We start from the raw sequence: 17,076 nt of genomic DNA, 5'->3' as shown, positions 1-17,076 counted from the left end.
TTCCGCCCGGCCCTTGGCGTGACACTCTAACCACAAGCACGTGCGGGGGATCCATCATGCCGATCACAACCTGTGTCTTTGACGCATATGGGACCTTGTTCGATGTGGCCGCCGCAGCCCGGCAGGTGGCTGCGGAACCGGGCTTCTCCCGTCTTGAGGACACCTGGCCCGCGCTCGCCGAACACTGGCGCCAGAAACAACTGCAATATACCTGGCTGCGCGCGGTCACGGGAGATCACTGCGATTTCTGGCAGGTCACGCAAGACGGTCTCGACTGGGCTTTGGAGAAAACCGCGCTGGACGGTGACGCGGCGCTGCGTGAACGCTTGCTCGCTCTCTATTGGGAACTGCAAAGCTATCCGGAGGTGCCGGACATGCTGCGTCAGTTGAAAGACGCGGGCATGACAACGGCCATCCTGTCCAACGGATCGCCGGACATGCTGAAAGGGGCGGTTGCCTCCGCTGGCATCGGTGATGTGCTGGATGACAGCCTATCGGTCGAGAGTGTCGGCGTCTTTAAACCCGACACGCGGGTCTATGACCTCGTGTGCAAACGGTTTGGTTGCGCAAAGGGGGAGGTGCTGTTTGTCTCATCCAACGGCTGGGATGCAGGCTGCGCCACCGGCTACGGCTTCACCACCGCCTGGGTCAACCGCGCCGGTGAGCCTGTCGACCGGCTGCCCTGGCGTCCGGCGCACATCCTCAGCGATCTGACCGGCATTCCGGGACTGGCAGGGACGACATGAGCTTTTTCCGCACCTCTGACAAGCTGTCGCTGCACTACACCGATGAGGGTCGCGGCCTGCCGGTACTCTGCCTGCCGGGGCTGACCCGCACGACCCGCGATTTCGACTATGCCACCCCGCATCTGTCCGGGGTTCGGCTGATCAAGATGGACTATCGCGGCCGCGGGCAATCCGATTGGGATACGAACTGGAAAAACTACAGCCTGCCCGTGGAATGCCGCGACGTGATCGAACTGCTGGATCATATGGAGCTTGAGAAGGTCGCGATCCTCGGGACCTCGCGCGGAGGGCTCAACGCCATGGGGCTTGCCATGTCGGCGAAAGACCGGCTGCTGGGCGTTGCCTTGAACGACATTGGCCCGGTGATTGAGCCTGAAGGGCTTGAGTTCATATCCACCTATCTCGGGCGGGCCCCCAGCGCCAAAACCATGGTCGACGCCGCCCGCGCGATGGAGAGCACCTACACCGGGTTCAGAGACGTGCCCTTTGCGCGCTGGATGGAAGAGGCCGAGAAGCATTTTGAGAAGAGCCGAACGGGGCTGGAGATCACCTATGATCCGCGCCTTCGGACGGCCATCGAAAGCCTGGGCGCGCAGGCGGCGCCTGATCTCTGGCCCTATTTTGATGCGCTGAGCGGGCTGCCCCTGGCCTGCATCCGGGGCGAGAATTCTGACCTTTTGAGCCGCGAAACGCTGGAAGAGATGCAACGCCGCAGGCCCGATATGATCGCGGTCACAGTGCATGGGCGGGGGCATATCCCCTTCCTCGACGAACCCGAGGCCGTGGCGGCCTTGCAAACCTGGATCAATGCAGTGAAACGGGGGCACGCACATGAATATTGACATGATCAGAGCCGCTGCGGAGCGCCTGCGGGGGCACGCCCGCAGGACGCCGCTGCTGTCTTCGCCGTTCCTGGATGAGATTGCGGGCCGCCGTGTCTGGATCAAGGCCGAGTGTCTACAGCACACTGGCAGCTTCAAGTTTCGCGGCGCGTGGTCGGCGGTCTCTGCCTTGCCGGATGACGTGCGCGCGCGGGGCGTGCTGGCGTTTTCAAGCGGCAATCACGCCCAAGGCGTTGCACTGGCCGCCCGCGCGCACGGCGTACCAGCCACGATCATCATGCCGCAGGACGCACCGCGCGTGAAAATCGACAACACCCGACAGCTGGGCGCTGAGGTGATCCTCTATGACCGCGCCGCCGGGGAGGACCGGGATGAAATCGGCGCGGTGCTGGAAGCCGAGCGCGGCCTCACGCTTGTCAAACCCTATGACGACCCGCAGGTCATTGCCGGACAGGGCACAACGGGGTTGGAGATTGCCGAGCAAGCCGCAGAGGTCGGGATCGCTCAGGCGGATGTCATTGTCTGCTGTGGCGGCGGCGGGCTGTCCTCGGGGATCGCGCTCGCGCTCAACGCAGAGGCCCCGGGGCTGCGGGTGCGCACCGCAGAGCCGGAAGACTTCGACGATGTGGCGCGCTCGCTGCACTCCGGACGGGTTGAGCGCAACACCCGGCTCTCCGGCAGTCTTTGCGATGCGATTGTCACGCCACAGCCCGGTGTGCTGACCTTTCCGATCCTGAGGCGCCTGGCCGGGCCCGGTTTCGCGGTCCCCGAGGCGGACGCGCTGCGCGCGGTCGCACTTGCCTTCACCCGGCTGAAGGTTGTGGCCGAGCCTGGCGGAGCGGTTGCCCTCGCCGCCGCTCTATTCCAGCCAGATACACTTGCCGGAGACGATGTAATTGTGACAATTTCAGGCGGCAACATCGACCCGGATGTGTTTCAACGCGCTTTGTCCACGTTGGAGACCGCCCCATACTCAAGAGGGAGCGCTGCATGAAGATGCTCGGCCTCGGCGATGTGCGCCTGCACTACCGTGTCGACGGGCCGGCGGACGGGCCACCGGTGGTCTTTGCCAATTCGCTGGGCACCGATATGCGGCTGTGGGATCCGATCCTGCCGCTGCTGCCCGAGGGGCTGCGAATCATCCGCTTCGACAAACGCGGACATGGGCTATCAAGCTGTCCGCCCGGGCCCTACAGCATGGGCGCGCTGATCACCGAGACCGAGCAGCTGCTCGACCATATCGGTGTGCGCGACTGCGTCTTTGTCGGCCTCTCCATCGGCGGCATGATCGCCCAGGGGCTGGCGGTGAAGCGGCTCGATATGATCCGCGCGCTGGTCCTGTCGAATACGGCGGCCAAGATTGGCACGCCGGATATGTGGGCAGAGCGTATCGAAGCCGTCCGCCAAGGCGGGATCGAGGCGCTGGCCGATGCGGTGATGGAACGCTGGTTTTCCACCGAGTTTCTCGCAACGCCCGAGCTGGAACTTTGGCGCAACATGCTGACCCGGCAGGAGGATGAGGGGTATATTGGCTGCTCCGCTGCCATCTCGGGCACCGATTTCTATACGACAACCGCCACCCTGCGCCTGCCAACCTTGGGCATTTCGGGATCGGAGGACGGCTCCACCCCGCCCGATCTCGTGCGCGAGACCACTGACCTGATCCCGGGCAGCCGCTGCCAGGTGATCCGCAACGCAGGCCACCTGCCCTGCGTTGAGAAGCCCGAGGAATATGCCGCCCTACTGACGGCTTTCCTGAAAGAGGTCGGCCATGTGTAGGGTCCGCTGATCCGTGGCCGCGAGCGTCTTTGACAGCCCACTTTACGCGCAGTTGTTTCCAACCGGCGAGACGGGGCGGCTGTTTTCCGACAGCGCCGCCCTGCGCGCCATGCTGCTGGTCGAGGGAGCGCTGGCCAAGGCCCAAGGCAGGCTGGGCATTATCCCGGAGGTGAGCGCTGCCGCCATTCACCGGGCGAGCCTGGAAATACAGGTCGACCCCGGAGCACTGGCTCAAGCCACCGGTCAGAACGGCGTCAGCGTGCCTGGTCTGGTCACCGCCTTTCGCAGCGAGATGAACGCGCCGGAGCATGCGCAATATGTGCACTGGGGCGCCACCTCGCAGGATATCAGCGACACTGGCCTGATGCTGCGCCTGCGTCAGGCGCTGGCTCTGGCGGAGGCGGATCTGCGCACGCTTTTGAGTCTTTTGGCGGATCAGGCTGAGCACTCCGCCGGGCTGCCCATGGCAGCCCGGACTTATGGCCAGCACGCCACGCCGACAAGTTGGGGCGCGGTGGTGGCCGGTTGGGGCAACCCGTTGCTGCACGCGCTGGACGCGCTGCCGGATCTGCGCAAAGGCAGCCTGTGGGTCTCCTTGTCCGGAGCCGCAGGAACAAGTGCCGCGCTCGGGGAACATGCGCCAGATCTGCGTGCGGCCCTTGCGAAAGATCTGAATCTGATCGACCCAAAGCGCAGTTGGCACACGGATCGCGGCCCTCTTCTGCGCAGTGCCGCCTGGATGGCCGAGGTCACCACCGCCCTGGCGGCCTTCGGCAGCAGCCTGGTTGCGCTGACCGCCAGTGATGTGGGCGAGGTGCTGATCGACGGCGCGGGCGCCTCCTCGACCATGCCGCAAAAACAGAACCCCGTCGGGCCGTCAACTCTGGTCGCGCTGTCCCATCAGATGGCGGGCCTGACCAGCACCCTGCAAACCGCAGCGGTGCATCAGAACCAACGCGACGGCGCCGCCTGGTTTACCGAATGGATGGTCCTGCCGCAGATCGCGCTCAGCTGCGCAGCCGCATTGCAAATCGCTCTGCAAACAACCCGCGCTCTCCGCCCGGTGCCCGCACGGATGGCGGCCAATCTCGGCGCAAACCTCGGCCTGGTGCATGCCGAAGCGCTCAGCTTTGCTCTGGCGCAGACCATGACGCGCCCCGAAGCGCAGGCCGTCACAAAGGCCCTGTGCATGGCCGCCCTTGAAACCCAAACGCCGCTCGCCGAACTTGCGCTGGCCCGCTACGACACCCTGCCCGAGACCCTGTTTCAGCCCATGGATCAGCTTGGACATGCCACCGCTGACGCGCGCGCCTTTGCGACCCGGGTCAGAGCGCTCTGAGCCATGCGCCCCACCGTCCTGTTCATCCTGATCACCGTCATGATCGACGCCATGGGCATCGGGCTGATCATCCCGGTCATGCCAGATCTGATCCAGGAGGTGCAGGGGGCAGATCTGAGCACTGCCGCCCTGTGGGGTGGTGTTCTATCCACCACCTTTGCGGTGATGCAGTTCCTCTTTGGGCCGGTGATCGGCGGGCTGTCAGACAGGTTCGGGCGGCGGCCGGTGCTGCTGGTCTCGCTCACGGTCATGGCGCTGGACTATCTTGTGATGGCCGTCGCCGGCAGCATGGCGCTCTTGCTCCTGGGCCGTGTGGTTGGCGGGATCACCGCTGCCACGCAATCCACCGCCAATGCATACATGGCCGACATCTCCGGCCCCGAGGACCGCGCGGCGAACTTCGGGCTGGTGGGGGCCGCCTTTGGCTTGGGCTTTGTGCTGGGCCCCCTTCTGGGCGGGCTTCTGGGAGAATACGGCACCCGCGCGCCGTTCCTCGCTGCCGCTGCACTTGCCGCCTTGAACGCCGTCTTCGGATATTTTGTCCTGAAGGAAACCGTGACGGATCAGATCCGCCGCCCCTTCGACTGGAAACGCGCAAACCCACTGGGCAGCTTCCGCCAACTGAGCCGCTTGCCGGGCATTGCGCCCCTGCTGCTGGTCTTCTTCCTCTATCAGGTTGCCTTCATGGTTTACCCCGCGATCTGGTCCTACTTCGGCAAGGAACGCTTTGGCTGGGAGCCTGCCACCATCGGGCTGAGCCTTGCGCTCTTCGGGATCATGATGGCGGTGGTGCAAGGTGGCCTGATCCGCCCGGTGTTGCGTCTTCTGGGCGAACGCGGCACCGTGATATACGGCCATCTCTTTGATACGGCGGCTTTTCTCGCACTCGCCTTTGTGGCCAGCGGGACGGTCGCGCTGATCCTCACGCCGCTGGCCGCCCTTGCCGCTGTCATCACACCCGCGCTGCAGGGCATCATGTCCAAGGCCGTCGGGCGAGATGCCCAAGGGGAGCTGCAAGGCGCGCTCACCTCGGTCATGGCACTGGCCATGATCATCTCTCCCATGGCAATGACCGGGACCTTCGCCGCCTTCACCGATGCCGATGCGACCCTCTACTTGCCCGGGGCGCCCTTCCTGCTCTCTGCCGGGCTGATCCTCCTCGGCCTCGCTGTCTTTCTGAAGGCACCTGCCCGCGCGATGGCAGCACCTGACATGAGGTAACAGCGACACCCCATGTCGGTTTCCGCCTTGCGCTCCCGCAGCAGATGCAGGCACGCTAGCCGGAAACCGCGTCGCGCAGAAAGACCAGACCCCACATGCAAACCATCAAAGCCGCCGTGTGCCGCGCCTTCGGCGCACCCCTTCAAATCGAAGACATCCGGCTGCGCGCCCCCCAGATGGGCGAGATCGAAGTGACCCTGGATGCGGTGGCGATTTGCCATTCGGATATCTCCTTTGCGGAGGGCGCCTGGGGCGGAACGCTGCCTGCGGTCTACGGCCATGAAGCCGCTGGAGTGGTGACGGCGCTGGGGCCCGGCATCACCGGGCTGGCCGTGGGGGACAGCGTGGTTGTGACCTTGATCCGCGCCTGCGGCACCTGCGGGAATTGCGCAGGCGGCCATCCCACGCTGTGCGAAACCCCCTATGATGGAGACGCCGGTCCCATCACCACCGCAGACGGCGGTACTCTGCATCAAGCCATGGCCTGCGGCGCCTTTGCTGAGAAAGTGGTGGTAGCGCAAAGTCAGGTGGTGCGCATCGACGCGGACATCCCCAAGGACGCCGCCAGCCTGATCGCCTGCGGCGTGATCACAGGCGTCGGTGCGGTGGTCAACGCCGCCGGTCTGCGCGCCGGGCAAGACGTTGTTGTGATCGGCGCAGGCGGTGTGGGCCTGAACGCCATTCAAGGCGCGCGGATCGCAGGTGCACGTCGCATCGTCGCGGTGGACATGAGCGCAGAGAAGCTGGAGATCGCCAAGGACTTCGGCGCAACCCACGGCATCCTGGCCACCGATCCCAAACCATGGAAAGCCAGCTACAAAGCGCTCGGCGGGCGCGGCGCAGATGCGGTTATCGTGACCGTGGGCGCCATTCCCGCCTATGATCAGGCGCCGCGCTATCTGGGCTATGGCGGCAAGGTGGTCATGGTCGGCATGCCACATTCCGGAGCCACCTCATCCTACGAGCCGGTGATCTTTGCTGCCGTCGGTCAGGGCATGGTCGGCTCCAAAATGGGCGATGTGGTGATCCAGCGCGACATCCCCTGGATGGTCGATCTCTACGCGCAAGGCCGCCTCAAACTCGACGAGCTGATCTCGGGTCGCTGGCGATTGGACCAGATCAATGAGGCCATTGCGGATACCAAATCCGGGTCTGCCCGGCGCAACGTGATTGTCTTCCACAACGAAGGCAACTGACAGGTACGGTGGGCTTTAGGCCACCGCCCACGGAGACCACAGATGAAACTGAAGGATCTGGACATCATCGTCACCGCCCCGCCCGCGCCCGGCTGGGGCGGGCGTTACTGGATCCTCGTGAAGCTCACAACGGATGACGGCATCACCGGCTGGGGCGAATGCTACGCCGCCTCGGTCGGGCCAGGCGCCATGCAGGCGGTGATCGCAGATGTCTTCGATCGCCATATGCAGAGCGAAAACCCAGAAAACATCGAAAAGATGTTCCGCCGGGCCTATTCCTCCGGCTTCACCCAACGCCCCGATCTCACGGTCATGGGCGCGTTTTCCGGCCTCGAAATCGCCTGCTGGGACATCCTGGGGAAAGCACGCGAGCGCCCGATCTGGGCGCTGCTGGGCGGCAAGATGAATGACCGCATCCGCGCCTATACCTACCTCTACCCGCTGCCGCACCACGACATTGCAACCTTCTGGACCTCGCCCGTCATGGCAGCGGAGGCCGCAGAGGATTGCGTTTCAAGAGGGTACACGGCCGTCAAGTTCGACCCGGCAGGCCCCTACACGATGCGCGGCGGGCATATGCCGGGGATGCGCGACATCGCGCAGTCCGTGGCCTTCTGCAAGGCGATCCGCGAGGCGGTGGGCAACCGCGCCGACTTGCTCTTTGGCACCCATGGGCAGTTCAGCACAGCAGGCGCGATCCGTCTTGGCCGCGCACTGGAGCCTTACGACCCGCTCTGGTTCGAAGAGCCCATCCCGCCCGACGCTGTGGAAGAGATGGCCAAAGTGGCTCGCGCCGTGCGCATCCCCGTGGCCACGGGCGAGCGTCTGACGACGCGAGCAGAATTCGCACCGGTGTTGCGCACTGGAGCGGCCACAATCCTGCAACCCGCTCTCGGCCGCGCAGGCGGGATCTGGGAGTGCCGAAAAATCGCCGCCATGGCAGAGGCTTACAACGCCCAGATAGCCCCGCACCTCTATGCAGGTCCCATCGAATGGGCCGCCAACATTCAGCTCGCCGCCTGCATCCCCAACCTGCTCATGGCCGAAACCATCGAAACGTCGTTCCACGATGCGTTGATCCGCTCCAGCATACGGGTCGAGGAAGGCTTCATCACGCCTCCAGACACCCCCGGCCTTGGCATCGAGGTGGACGAAGACCTCGCCCGCGCGCACCCCTATGCAGGCGATGGGTTACATCTGGACATGCAAGAGGCGCCCTGCAACTACGCGCAAGGGAATGCGTTCGAAGGGGGCGCGCCGGTCCCCAAAGACTAGACCGCCGCAATGCGACTGCGTTACCAGCCAGAGGGCCTATGTCCGCGCCGCCTCAAACGCAGCCCAGACGGCTTCAAACTCGTCAAACCCCAGCGTCTTGCCCTTCACCGCGTCAAAAATGATTTTTTCCGAGCGGATGAGCGTCGAGATGGCGTCGCCGAGCAGTGGCACTACATCCTCAGGGACCACAACCGCGCCGTGACGGTCCGCATGGACCAGCGCGCCGGGCGCAACCTGCATGCCGAAAATCTCCACTTTCACATCGAAATCCAGCACATGCACAAACCCATGGCTCGGACCGATAGAGCCCGCGACAACCGGGAAGCCCTCGGGCAGATCACCGAGGTCACGCATCACACCATTGGTCAGCGCGCCCGACAGGCCAAAGGCCTTGTGGATATTCGTGTTCACCTCACCCCAATAGGCGCCGATGGCCTCCGACCCGTCCATGTCCTGCACCACGGCGATGCCGGGGCGTGGCCCCTCGGCCATGTACTCATAATAGGCCATGCGGCGCGCCTTGATCACCTCGGGCGGCTCTTCCGAGGGCGTCACAGCGCGGATGCAGGCGGTGCGCGCATAGCCCACCATGGCCTCGCCCGGTGCCGAGCAGAGCATCGTGCCGCGAGTGAAATCGTCAAAGCCGCGCTGGCCCTGCGCCACCTCGATGGCGTTGCAGACGGTGGGCGTGTCGACCGTTTTCAGCAGCGCAAGAAGGGCGTCGTCCATCACCCCGCGCCCGCAAGTTTCGCCCCGTCGCGCAGGGCTTCGAGCTTGGCATAGGCGATATCCGGGTCAATCGCACCAAACCCGGCAAATGTTCCAAACCCACAATCTGATCCCGCCACGACGCGGTCATGGCCCACAATTTGTGTAAATCTGTCAAGCCGTTGAGCCACCAGTTCGGGGTGCTCAACAAAATTCGTCGTCGTATCCACCACGCCGGGCACCAGCACCTTGTCGTCAGGTATGTCGGCCTTGCGGTCGCGGAAGACGACCCATTCATGGGCGTGGCGGGGGTTCGAGGTCTCGAAAAGCAGATAGCTTGCGTTCACCGACATCAGCGTGTCAAAGACCTTCTCCATCCCGATGTCGCAAACATGCGGCCCCTCGTAGTTGCCCCAGCAGATGTGCACGCGCACTTTCTCCTGCGGAATGCCATCAAGCGCGTGATTCAGTGCCTCCACATGGGCGCCTGCGACTTTGAGGAATTCCTCATCGGAGAGGTCGTTGAAGAGCATATGGCGCGACAATGCGAGGTCGGGGCAATCAAGTTGCAGATCGAGGCCCGCGTCGACAATGGTGCGATATTCCTCGCGCATGGCATCGGCGAGGGCCGCGAGATAGGCGTCGCGGGTCGGATAGAAGTCGTTCTGCAGAAAGAGCGAGATCACCCCCGGCGAGGCGGCGTTCATAAACCCCCGCGCGGCGCCATGCCCAGCCATGGCGGCCTGCAGGTTGGCAATGTCCTTATGCAGCTCGCCCTGCCCTTTGGATTTGACCTCGCCGGTACACATGGGACGCGCGTATTTGGGCGTGCCACCGTCATCCGCGAGGCGCTTGAGGAAGGTCGGGAATTTCTTCAGATCAGCGGGCGCATTGCGCGGGCTGTCCCCGGAAAATCCGGTATAGCGGTCCTTGACGTAAGTGGCGTAGGAAATCTTGGAGGTCTCACCGTCGCTGACCACGCCCACACCTGCGGCGACCTGTTTGGCAACGGTGGCCGATACGGCCTCGGTCATTGCTGCATCGAATTCCGAGGCGTCATAAGGCGCGCCATGTTCACGAGCAAAGATGAAATCCACCACCTTCTGCGTGCGAGGCAGCGAGCCCGCGTGGGTCGTCAGGATGGGCATGGTGGTCTCCTCAGATCTTGCGCGCCATGAGCACGCTGTGTTGGTTGGTCTCCGGGTCTTCGGCGAGATAGCCGGTGAGACGCAAGCCGTTTTGCTCCAAACATGTGGCATATTGCGCGGGCGAAAGCGAAGCGTGATAGACGGCGCGATCCCCGACGGTGCCAGATGCCTCCCCGGCATCGGGCCCCACGGTCATCAGCAACGAGGCGCCCGGTTCAAGATGAGCGGCCATGCGCGCGATACATGCGCGCTGTTCGTCGGGCGTGAGGTGGAAAAAGCTGTTCCAGGCGATGATCCCGTCGAAGGTCTCGCCCAGATCAAAACTGCGCATGTCACCTTGCCGCCAGTCGCCGTCAGGCCAGCGGCTGCGGGCGATGTCCAACATCGCCTCGGCGAAATCCACACCAGTGACGCGATAGCCTTCTGCGATGAACCAGCGCGCAATCGGCTCTCCTGTACCGCACCCCAGGTCCAGCACCCGCCCGCCCGTGGGCAGGCAGGCGGCAAAGCGCGCAAGCCAGCGCGCCTCGAAAAGCGCCCGGGACCGTTGCGCATCATAGAGTGCCGCCTGGCTCTCATAGGCATCGCGGGTGTTGTCGGGATCGGCAGTTATCCCTGCCATGTGGGGCCTGCGGGATCACCTGTCCCGACGATGTGATAAAGCGCGGCCTCACCGGTCATCGAGGGTACGGTGCTGTGGGCCAGATGTTCAGGAACCGACATCGTGTCGCCCGGCGCCAGCGTGGCGCTGCCACCCCCCCATGTGACCTTCCAGTGGCCAGTCACGGGCATTAGCACCGAAGGGTTGTCGTGGCTATGCATCGCATCACTGGCAGAGCCGCGCGTGATCAATGACACCTCGAACCCCGGCCTGTCGCGCAGCATGGCGTCCGGGCCGATGACCTTGGCGGGGGTGCGATCCGCCAGCGCGACCATATCCCAATAGCGTGCCACATAGCCGGGGATCACATCCGCAGTGGTGGGCTCAGGGTAGGTTTTCAACTCGTTATCGGTCAACAGTGGCATGGGCTTCACGCCCTCGGGCAGTGTCTGGCCTTGCTTGCTGTCATAGAGCTTGCCCTCCTCCGAGAGCACCAGCCCGTGATCCGCCGCGTCCTCGATCACCTGCGGCGCCCAGATCACGCCACCGCCCGCGTCGTCCCCGCCGAGGATCGCCATGATCATCCCATAGTCATTGCCGATATTCTCGAATCCCCGGAAAGTACCGGTGGGGATGTTGAAAATGTCGCCCTCCTCCAGCACCACCTCACCTGCATCGCCCCAGCGCCCCCAGAAGAAGCGCCAGCGCCCCTTGAGCACAAAGAAAACCTCCGCTGTGCGATGGCTGTGCAAGGAGTTACGACACTTGGGCGGCTGACCTGCGGCACCGATGTTGAAGCCATGCGGAATAGAGATATGCACGTGCTGATCAGGGCTTTCAGACACCCCACCACCAATGATCGTAAAGTTCTCCTTCTGATCGCTGCCCGGAGTGTGGGCATCGATGAAAGCGGTCTTGCAGGGCCTCAGATCGCCATAGCGGACAATCCGCGCTTCCATCTCAGCAGATGTTACCATGTTCCTGCGGGCACTGGGTCCCCTCCTTCATTGTTCCAAAAATATGCAAAGACACTGCGGCTCAGCCCGTCTGCAGCAGGATCTGTTTCCAGATCGCGGTTTCGTCAAAGATGACATATTCGCGGCGCAGACCCCAGGGGCCGAACTCCGCATGACAAATGCCCAGTAAATAGACCTCGGCCCCGGTGGGCGCGCCAAAACGGCCCCAGCCGGAATGCCGCCCATGCAGCGACCAGCGCAAGGCAGCCCTCGGCGGCATCATCGGATCATCGCGCCCGATCTGATGGTCGATCTGGAAGGTGGCATCGGGAAAGGATGCGCGCAGCCCCATCCAGAACTGGTCCACATCGCCGTGGCTGTGGCCGGTGTGCCCGCCGGGGTACTCGACGTGACAGGCGCGGTCGTAGTCCGCCGGGATCGCCGCCATATCCGCCCCCATGATGCGGGTCAGGATATCCGCGTATTTCGCCCCCCACGCGTTGTCATTGCCGCTACCTTTGTAAGTCCCGGGCTGGTCATTGGCAGGGGTCAGCGGCTGCACACAAGCCTCCGGCCCCCCTTCGCGCGCGATGAGATCGGCGGCATAGGCCTTCGGCTCCCACCCCAACTGGCATACAATGGCGCCCTGATCCCGGATCAGCCATTCATCGTTGATCTGGTTGTTGATGGCATGACAGTCCGCAAGAATCCGGTAGGTCAGTGTCTTGCCTGTCGCCGTTCCATAGACCCCGTCATGCGCATGCGTCGCCGTGCTCAGGATACGGTGCGAGGAGAGCATCCCCTCTTCCGGCGTCCCAGACCAGATCACATCCTCGCCAAAAAGCGTGCGATCGGGAAACTCCGCCAAGGTCGCCATGGTTGCTCCGATCACATTGGCATTGCCAAGCGTCACCGAAGCCGGTGTGCGCACAACGATATCGTCAGAGTAATACTGGTGCAGGGTCGCGATGCCACGATCCTCCCAGATCTCTCTGGTGATCCCGATGATGTAATCGGGGAAATCGCGGAACTTCGGGTCGAAGCCTTTCATGAGGTCTGTCCTTTGGGTGTGCGGGCGGAGCCGCGTATAATCAGCGGGCCGTCGAGCGTGATGCGGCGCGGGGCGGTGTCCGCGTCGGTGAGCCGCGCCATCAGCGCATCCACCGTGGCGGCCACCATGCGCCCAGCGGGCTGGCGCACGGTGGTCAGATCATAGCTCGGCCAATGCGACAAGGTCACATCGTCATAGCCCACGACCGAGACATCCTGCGGCACGCGCAGCCCAAGCTCGTAGCGCAGCACATCCATGACGGCGAAGGCCATGTGGTCATTGGCGACAAAGACGGCATCAGGGCGCTCGGGGCGGTCAAACATCTCGCGCGCAGCGGCCTGCGCGGTCTCAAAGTCGAAATTCCCAAGGCCCCGGGCATAGAGCTCAAGACCCGCCGCCGCCAACCCCGCCATGAAGCCGCGTTCGCGGTCGATCTGGGTCGACGCGCCTTCCCACCCGGCGATATGCGCGATGCGGCGATGCCCCCCGGCAATCAGGAACTCCGCCAGCTTGGCCCCCCCCGCCTCATTGTCCGAGGCAATGGAGGTCAGCCGGTCATCATACTGGTGCCGATTGAAGAGCACGATGGGGATGCCGAGGCCCTCGCAACGCTGCGTGAGATCATTCGAGAGCCCCACAGAGGCGGCGATGATCGCATCCACCTGGTAATCGAGCAACTCGTCAATCACCGTCTGGGTGGCGTCGTGGTCATTCGACGCCATGAAGACCAGCACGTGGTAGCCTTCGGCCTGCAGGGCCTTCGACAGGCGTTCGATGGCCTCGGGGTAGAACTGGTTTTCCAGATAGGCGACGACGAGCCCGATGATCCGGCTGCGCCCCGTGATCAGCGAGCGTGCGAGCACATTGGGCCGGTAGCCGAGCGCAGTGGCGGCTTTGCGCACCTTCTCCGCCGTGCCCTTGCTCACCGAGGCGCCGGGCGTGAACACCCGGCTCACCGCAGAGCGGCTGACCCCGGCCTTTTCAGCCACATCGAGGGCGGTCACCTTGCTCATCAGCCTGCGGTCCAGCCGCCGTCGATCAGCATCGAGGTGCCGGTGACCATGGCCGAGGCGTCGGAGGCCAGAAAAAGCACCGCGCCCATGATATCCTCCACCTCGCCCACGCGCGGCAGCTTGATCTTTTCCATGATCCAGGCGAGCCGCTCGGGATTGTCGAAGGTGACCGCGGAGAGCGGTGTGCGAATGAAGGTGGGGCAGATGGTGTTGATGCGAATACCCGCCTTGCCCCATTCAATGGCCATCGCCTTGACCATGCCTTCGAGCCCGTGTTTCGAGGCACAATAGACGGCCCGGTCAACGCCCCCCACATGACCCATCTGGCTGGAGATATGGATGATCGAGCCCGGCTTTCCGTCCGCAATCAACGCCTTGGCGGCCCGAGCCGAGAGAAAATACGCGCCGCGCAGATTGAGGTTCATCACCGCGTCGTAGTCCTCGGGCGTCGTCTCGATGGCGGGCGCATGCCGCGCAAGCCCAGCCGAATTCACCACGATGTCGAACGGGGCTTCAAAGGCGGCGCTCATCGCGGCCACATCGCTCTGATCAAGTGGCATCGCTTCGGCCGACCAGCCTTGCGCAGCCATCGCGCCGACCGCCTCTTGCAGCACCTCGGCCCGGCGCGCCGCACAAACCACATGCGCGCCCGCCTCCGCCAGGGCCACGGCACAGCCAAGCCCAATGCCCGAGGAGGCGCCGGTCACCAGCGCCCGCTTGCCCGTCAAATCAAAGCTCGGCGTCCGGGGCAGAGGTGTCACAGCGCCACCCCCGTCTCCGGGTCAAAGCCCGCCCGCGCCTTATTAAACTCGCGCATCCGCGCGAAGACATCCACGCCGATCTGATCATACATGTGCAAAAGATCCACCATGACCCAGTTCTCACGAATGAGCCCGCCTTCCACGCGCCAAAAGTCAAGCGAGCGCATGTCGATCTTCCGGCCTGTGGGCGCGATGCCAAGCCAGCCGCCGTGAGTGATCGACTGCACCATATCTGGCCAGCCGGTCACGGCGGCATAGTTGCGGTCGCCAAAGAAGTGATATTCCACCTCGTCCAGATAATGCCCCCGGTCCGGCATGCCGTTCAGGAACGGGATCTGGTGCCACTTGCGAAAGCCCTCGATGCCGCGCCCCGTGCCAATGCCCGAGGGCCCGTACCAGCTCATGCGCGGATGCCAGAAGCGCTGCATCTCCATGACCTCCGGCCCGCCCTGCGACGGGTGGCGCTTGAGATGGTCCAGCATGTCGATGATGTGCTGGCAGGTGGCCGCCCCCTGCGCCACGTCATAAGGCCCCGGCACCAGCCCGTCACAGGTCGCGGGCCCCGGCACATGCCACTCCCGCCCCAGCGATGGCACCATCGGCCAGGCCCGCGCCTGCATCATCACCTCCGGCAAATCCCAGAGCGCCTGCATCTCCACAATCCGACCGTTTTCAAAGCGATAGAACTCGTGAAACCGCATGTGCACCACATGCCCCGTGGGCGGAATGTCGAGCCAGGGCGCGCGGAAGGTACCGGTGTAAAACCCTCCGCAGCCAACCCACTCCGCCCCCTCGGGCGTGGGCCCCGCCATGACGATATGATCGCGCCGCTCCAGGTCGGGCACCGCCCGCACCAGCGGCGCATAGGCCGCCTCCACATAAGCCTCGACGCCCTCGATGGTCTCAAACGGAAAGGCCAGCCGGAACACCGCCTCTGGCGCACAAACCTCCTGCAAGGCGGCGCGCATCGCCGCGAGGTCAAAATCATACATCGCCGCACGCAGCGGAGCGATCAGCGCCTTATGTCTTGACTGTGCGTCCATGTCTTCTTCTGGCCAAAAATATCCCGGGGGTCCGGGGGCAGCGCCCCCGGCCGTCCCCCACCTACTCCGCCGCCTCCACCGCGGGCGCGCCCTCACCATAAGGCACATTCACCCCGCCATAGCGCCGCACCCGCAGATTGCACTGCTCGGCATGCCCCACGAAGCCCTCCAGCATACAAAGCCGCGACCCGTAAGCGCCGATCTCAGCCGCCGCCGCATCCGTGGTGACCTTCTGATAACTGTGTGTTTTCAGGAACTTGCCGACCCAGAGCCCGCCGGTATACCGCCCCGCCTTCTTCGTCGGCAGCGTGTGGTTGGTGCCGATCACCTTGTCGCCATTGGCCACATTGGTCCGTGGGCCCAGGAACAGCGCCCCGTAGCAGGTCATATGCGCGAGGAACCAGTCGTCGCGATCGGTCATCACCTGCACATGCTCGCTCGCCACATCGTCTGCCACCTGAAGCATCTCGTCATAGCTATCGCAGAGAATGACCTCGCCATACTCCTCCCAGCTCACCCGTGCGGTCTCTGCCGTCGGCAGGATCTGCAGGATCCGGTCGATCTCGGCCAGGGTCCCTTCGGCGAGCTCCCGGGAGTTGGTCAGCAGCACCGCGGGTGAGTTATACCCATGCTCGGCCTGCCCCAGCAGGTCCGTCGCGCACATCTCGGCATCCACGGTCTCATCGGCGATCACCATCGTCTCGGTCGGCCCGGCGAAGAGGTCAATGCCAACGCGCCCGAAGAGCTGGCGCTTGGCCTCGGCCACAAAGGCATTGCCGGGCCCGACGATCATATGCACGGGGTCAATGGTCTCCGTCCCGAGCGCCATGGCCCCCACGGCCTGAATGCCGCCCATCACATAGATCTCATGCGCGCCACCCAGGTGCATCGCCGCGATCACACCGGGGTTGGGCTTGCCCTGAAATGGCGGGGTGCAGGCGATGATGCGCGGCACCTGCGCGACACTGGCCGTCGCCACCGACATATGCGCCGAGGCCACCATGGGAAATTTGCCACCCGGCACGTAGCAGCCCACCGACTGCACAGGGATGTTCTTGTGGCCGAGGATCACACCGGGCATCGTCTCCACCTCAACATCCAGCATCGAATCCCGCTGCGCCTGCGCAAAATTCCGCACCTGCTCCTGGGCGAACTTGATGTCCTCCAGCTCGCGCGGGGAGAGCTGCGCAATCAGGTCGTCAATCTCCTGCTGGCTGAGCCGGAACGAGGCAGGCGAATAGCTGTCGAACTTCTCGCTCAACTCCCGCACGGCCACATCGCCGCGCGCCTCGATATCAGCCAGTGTCCCTTCGACCGCTGCTCGTGTCTTGGCATCATCATCCGCCCGCTCCGCGTCGGATTTGCCACGTTTCAGATACTCTATCGCCATCTCACTC

General features: G+C 64.0%; 17 protein-coding genes. 8 read left to right on the top strand and 9 right to left on the bottom strand.

What is annotated here, in order from left to right; genetic code table 11:
* Positions 1 to 56 precede the first annotated feature (56 nt).
* From So717_RS15510 to So717_RS15475, 8 genes are all read left to right on the top strand, one after another.
* On the top strand, positions 57 to 746 hold the full coding sequence (locus So717_RS15510; protein ID WP_159978935.1) for a haloacid dehalogenase type II: 690 nt from the start codon (positions 57 to 59) through the stop codon (positions 744 to 746).
* Positions 743 to 1,588: an alpha/beta fold hydrolase gene (locus So717_RS15505; protein ID WP_159978933.1), complete on the top strand. Its 846-nt coding sequence runs from the start codon at positions 743 to 745 to the stop codon at positions 1,586 to 1,588. Before So717_RS15510 ends, So717_RS15505 begins: the two co-directional genes overlap by 4 nt.
* Positions 1,578 to 2,582: a threonine ammonia-lyase gene (locus So717_RS15500; protein ID WP_159978931.1), complete on the top strand. Its 1,005-nt coding sequence runs from the start codon at positions 1,578 to 1,580 to the stop codon at positions 2,580 to 2,582. Before So717_RS15505 ends, So717_RS15500 begins: the two co-directional genes overlap by 11 nt.
* A complete protein-coding gene (gene pcaD / locus So717_RS15495; protein WP_159978929.1) occupies positions 2,579 to 3,367 on the top strand; it encodes a 3-oxoadipate enol-lactonase in 789 nt (262 codons plus the stop codon). The genes So717_RS15500 and pcaD overlap by 4 nt, the downstream gene beginning before the upstream one ends.
* A 13-nt stretch (positions 3,368 to 3,380) precedes the next feature.
* A complete protein-coding gene (locus So717_RS15490) occupies positions 3,381 to 4,706 on the top strand; it encodes a lyase family protein (RefSeq protein WP_159978927.1) in 1,326 nt (441 codons plus the stop codon).
* Between the two features lie 3 nt (positions 4,707 to 4,709).
* Positions 4,710 to 5,927 carry a TCR/Tet family MFS transporter gene (locus tag So717_RS15485; protein ID WP_159978925.1) on the top strand — a complete coding sequence of 406 codons (1,218 nt, stop codon included), beginning with the start codon at positions 4,710 to 4,712 and terminating at the stop codon, positions 5,925 to 5,927.
* A 95-nt stretch (positions 5,928 to 6,022) separates the two neighbouring features.
* Complete coding sequence (locus So717_RS15480; RefSeq protein ID WP_159978923.1) at positions 6,023 to 7,123, top strand: Zn-dependent alcohol dehydrogenase; 1,101 nt, start codon at positions 6,023 to 6,025, stop codon at positions 7,121 to 7,123.
* A 42-nt stretch (positions 7,124 to 7,165) separates the two neighbouring features.
* Positions 7,166 to 8,398 carry a mandelate racemase/muconate lactonizing enzyme family protein gene (locus tag So717_RS15475; protein WP_159978921.1) on the top strand — a complete coding sequence of 411 codons (1,233 nt, stop codon included), beginning with the start codon at positions 7,166 to 7,168 and terminating at the stop codon, positions 8,396 to 8,398.
* A 36-nt stretch (positions 8,399 to 8,434) separates the two neighbouring features.
* On the opposite strand, the gene So717_RS15470 is transcribed toward So717_RS15475, so the two are convergent.
* The 9 genes from So717_RS15470 to hisD all read right to left on the bottom strand — a co-directional run bounded on the left by So717_RS15470 (position 8,435) and on the right by hisD (position 17,069).
* Positions 8,435 to 9,127 (bottom strand): RraA family protein, encoded by a 693-nt coding sequence (locus So717_RS15470; protein WP_159978919.1) that lies wholly within the window; start codon positions 9,125 to 9,127, stop codon positions 8,435 to 8,437.
* Entirely contained in the window at positions 9,127 to 10,254 is a 1,128-nt protein-coding gene (locus So717_RS15465; protein WP_159978917.1) for a cobalamin-independent methionine synthase II family protein, read from the bottom strand. The genes So717_RS15470 and So717_RS15465 overlap by 1 nt, the downstream gene beginning before the upstream one ends.
* Positions 10,255 to 10,264: 10 nt before the next feature.
* Positions 10,265 to 10,876: a class I SAM-dependent DNA methyltransferase gene (locus tag So717_RS15460; protein WP_159978915.1), complete on the bottom strand. Its 612-nt coding sequence runs from the start codon at positions 10,874 to 10,876 to the stop codon at positions 10,265 to 10,267.
* Complete coding sequence (locus So717_RS15455; RefSeq protein WP_159978913.1) at positions 10,864 to 11,832, bottom strand: cupin domain-containing protein; 969 nt, start codon at positions 11,830 to 11,832, stop codon at positions 10,864 to 10,866. Before So717_RS15455 ends, So717_RS15460 begins: the two co-directional genes overlap by 13 nt.
* A 61-nt stretch (positions 11,833 to 11,893) precedes the next feature.
* The gene (locus tag So717_RS15450) at positions 11,894 to 12,862 is read right to left on the bottom strand and encodes a nuclear transport factor 2 family protein (RefSeq protein ID WP_159978911.1); all 969 of its coding nucleotides are present in this window, start codon (positions 12,860 to 12,862) and stop codon (positions 11,894 to 11,896) included.
* The gene (locus So717_RS15445) at positions 12,859 to 13,875 is read right to left on the bottom strand and encodes a LacI family DNA-binding transcriptional regulator (protein ID WP_159978909.1); all 1,017 of its coding nucleotides are present in this window, start codon (positions 13,873 to 13,875) and stop codon (positions 12,859 to 12,861) included. Before So717_RS15445 ends, So717_RS15450 begins: the two co-directional genes overlap by 4 nt.
* Complete coding sequence (locus So717_RS15440) at positions 13,875 to 14,636, bottom strand: SDR family NAD(P)-dependent oxidoreductase (RefSeq protein ID WP_159978907.1); 762 nt, start codon at positions 14,634 to 14,636, stop codon at positions 13,875 to 13,877. The genes So717_RS15445 and So717_RS15440 overlap by 1 nt, the downstream gene beginning before the upstream one ends.
* Complete coding sequence (locus tag So717_RS15435; RefSeq protein ID WP_159978905.1) at positions 14,633 to 15,679, bottom strand: ester cyclase; 1,047 nt, start codon at positions 15,677 to 15,679, stop codon at positions 14,633 to 14,635. The genes So717_RS15440 and So717_RS15435 overlap by 4 nt, the downstream gene beginning before the upstream one ends.
* A gap of 61 nt (positions 15,680 to 15,740) precedes the next feature.
* Positions 15,741 to 17,069, bottom strand: a complete 1,329-nt coding sequence (gene hisD, locus So717_RS15430) for a histidinol dehydrogenase (protein WP_159978903.1) — start codon at positions 17,067 to 17,069, stop codon at positions 15,741 to 15,743.
* Between the last annotated feature and the right edge of the window lie 7 nt (positions 17,070 to 17,076).

It is taken from the genome of Roseobacter cerasinus (genome assembly GCF_009811755.1).
Taxonomy (GTDB): Bacteria; Pseudomonadota; Alphaproteobacteria; order Rhodobacterales; family Rhodobacteraceae; genus Roseobacter; species Roseobacter cerasinus.
The sequence above is the reverse complement of the archived record's forward strand: the minus strand, read 5'-3'. Positions and strand labels throughout refer to the sequence as shown.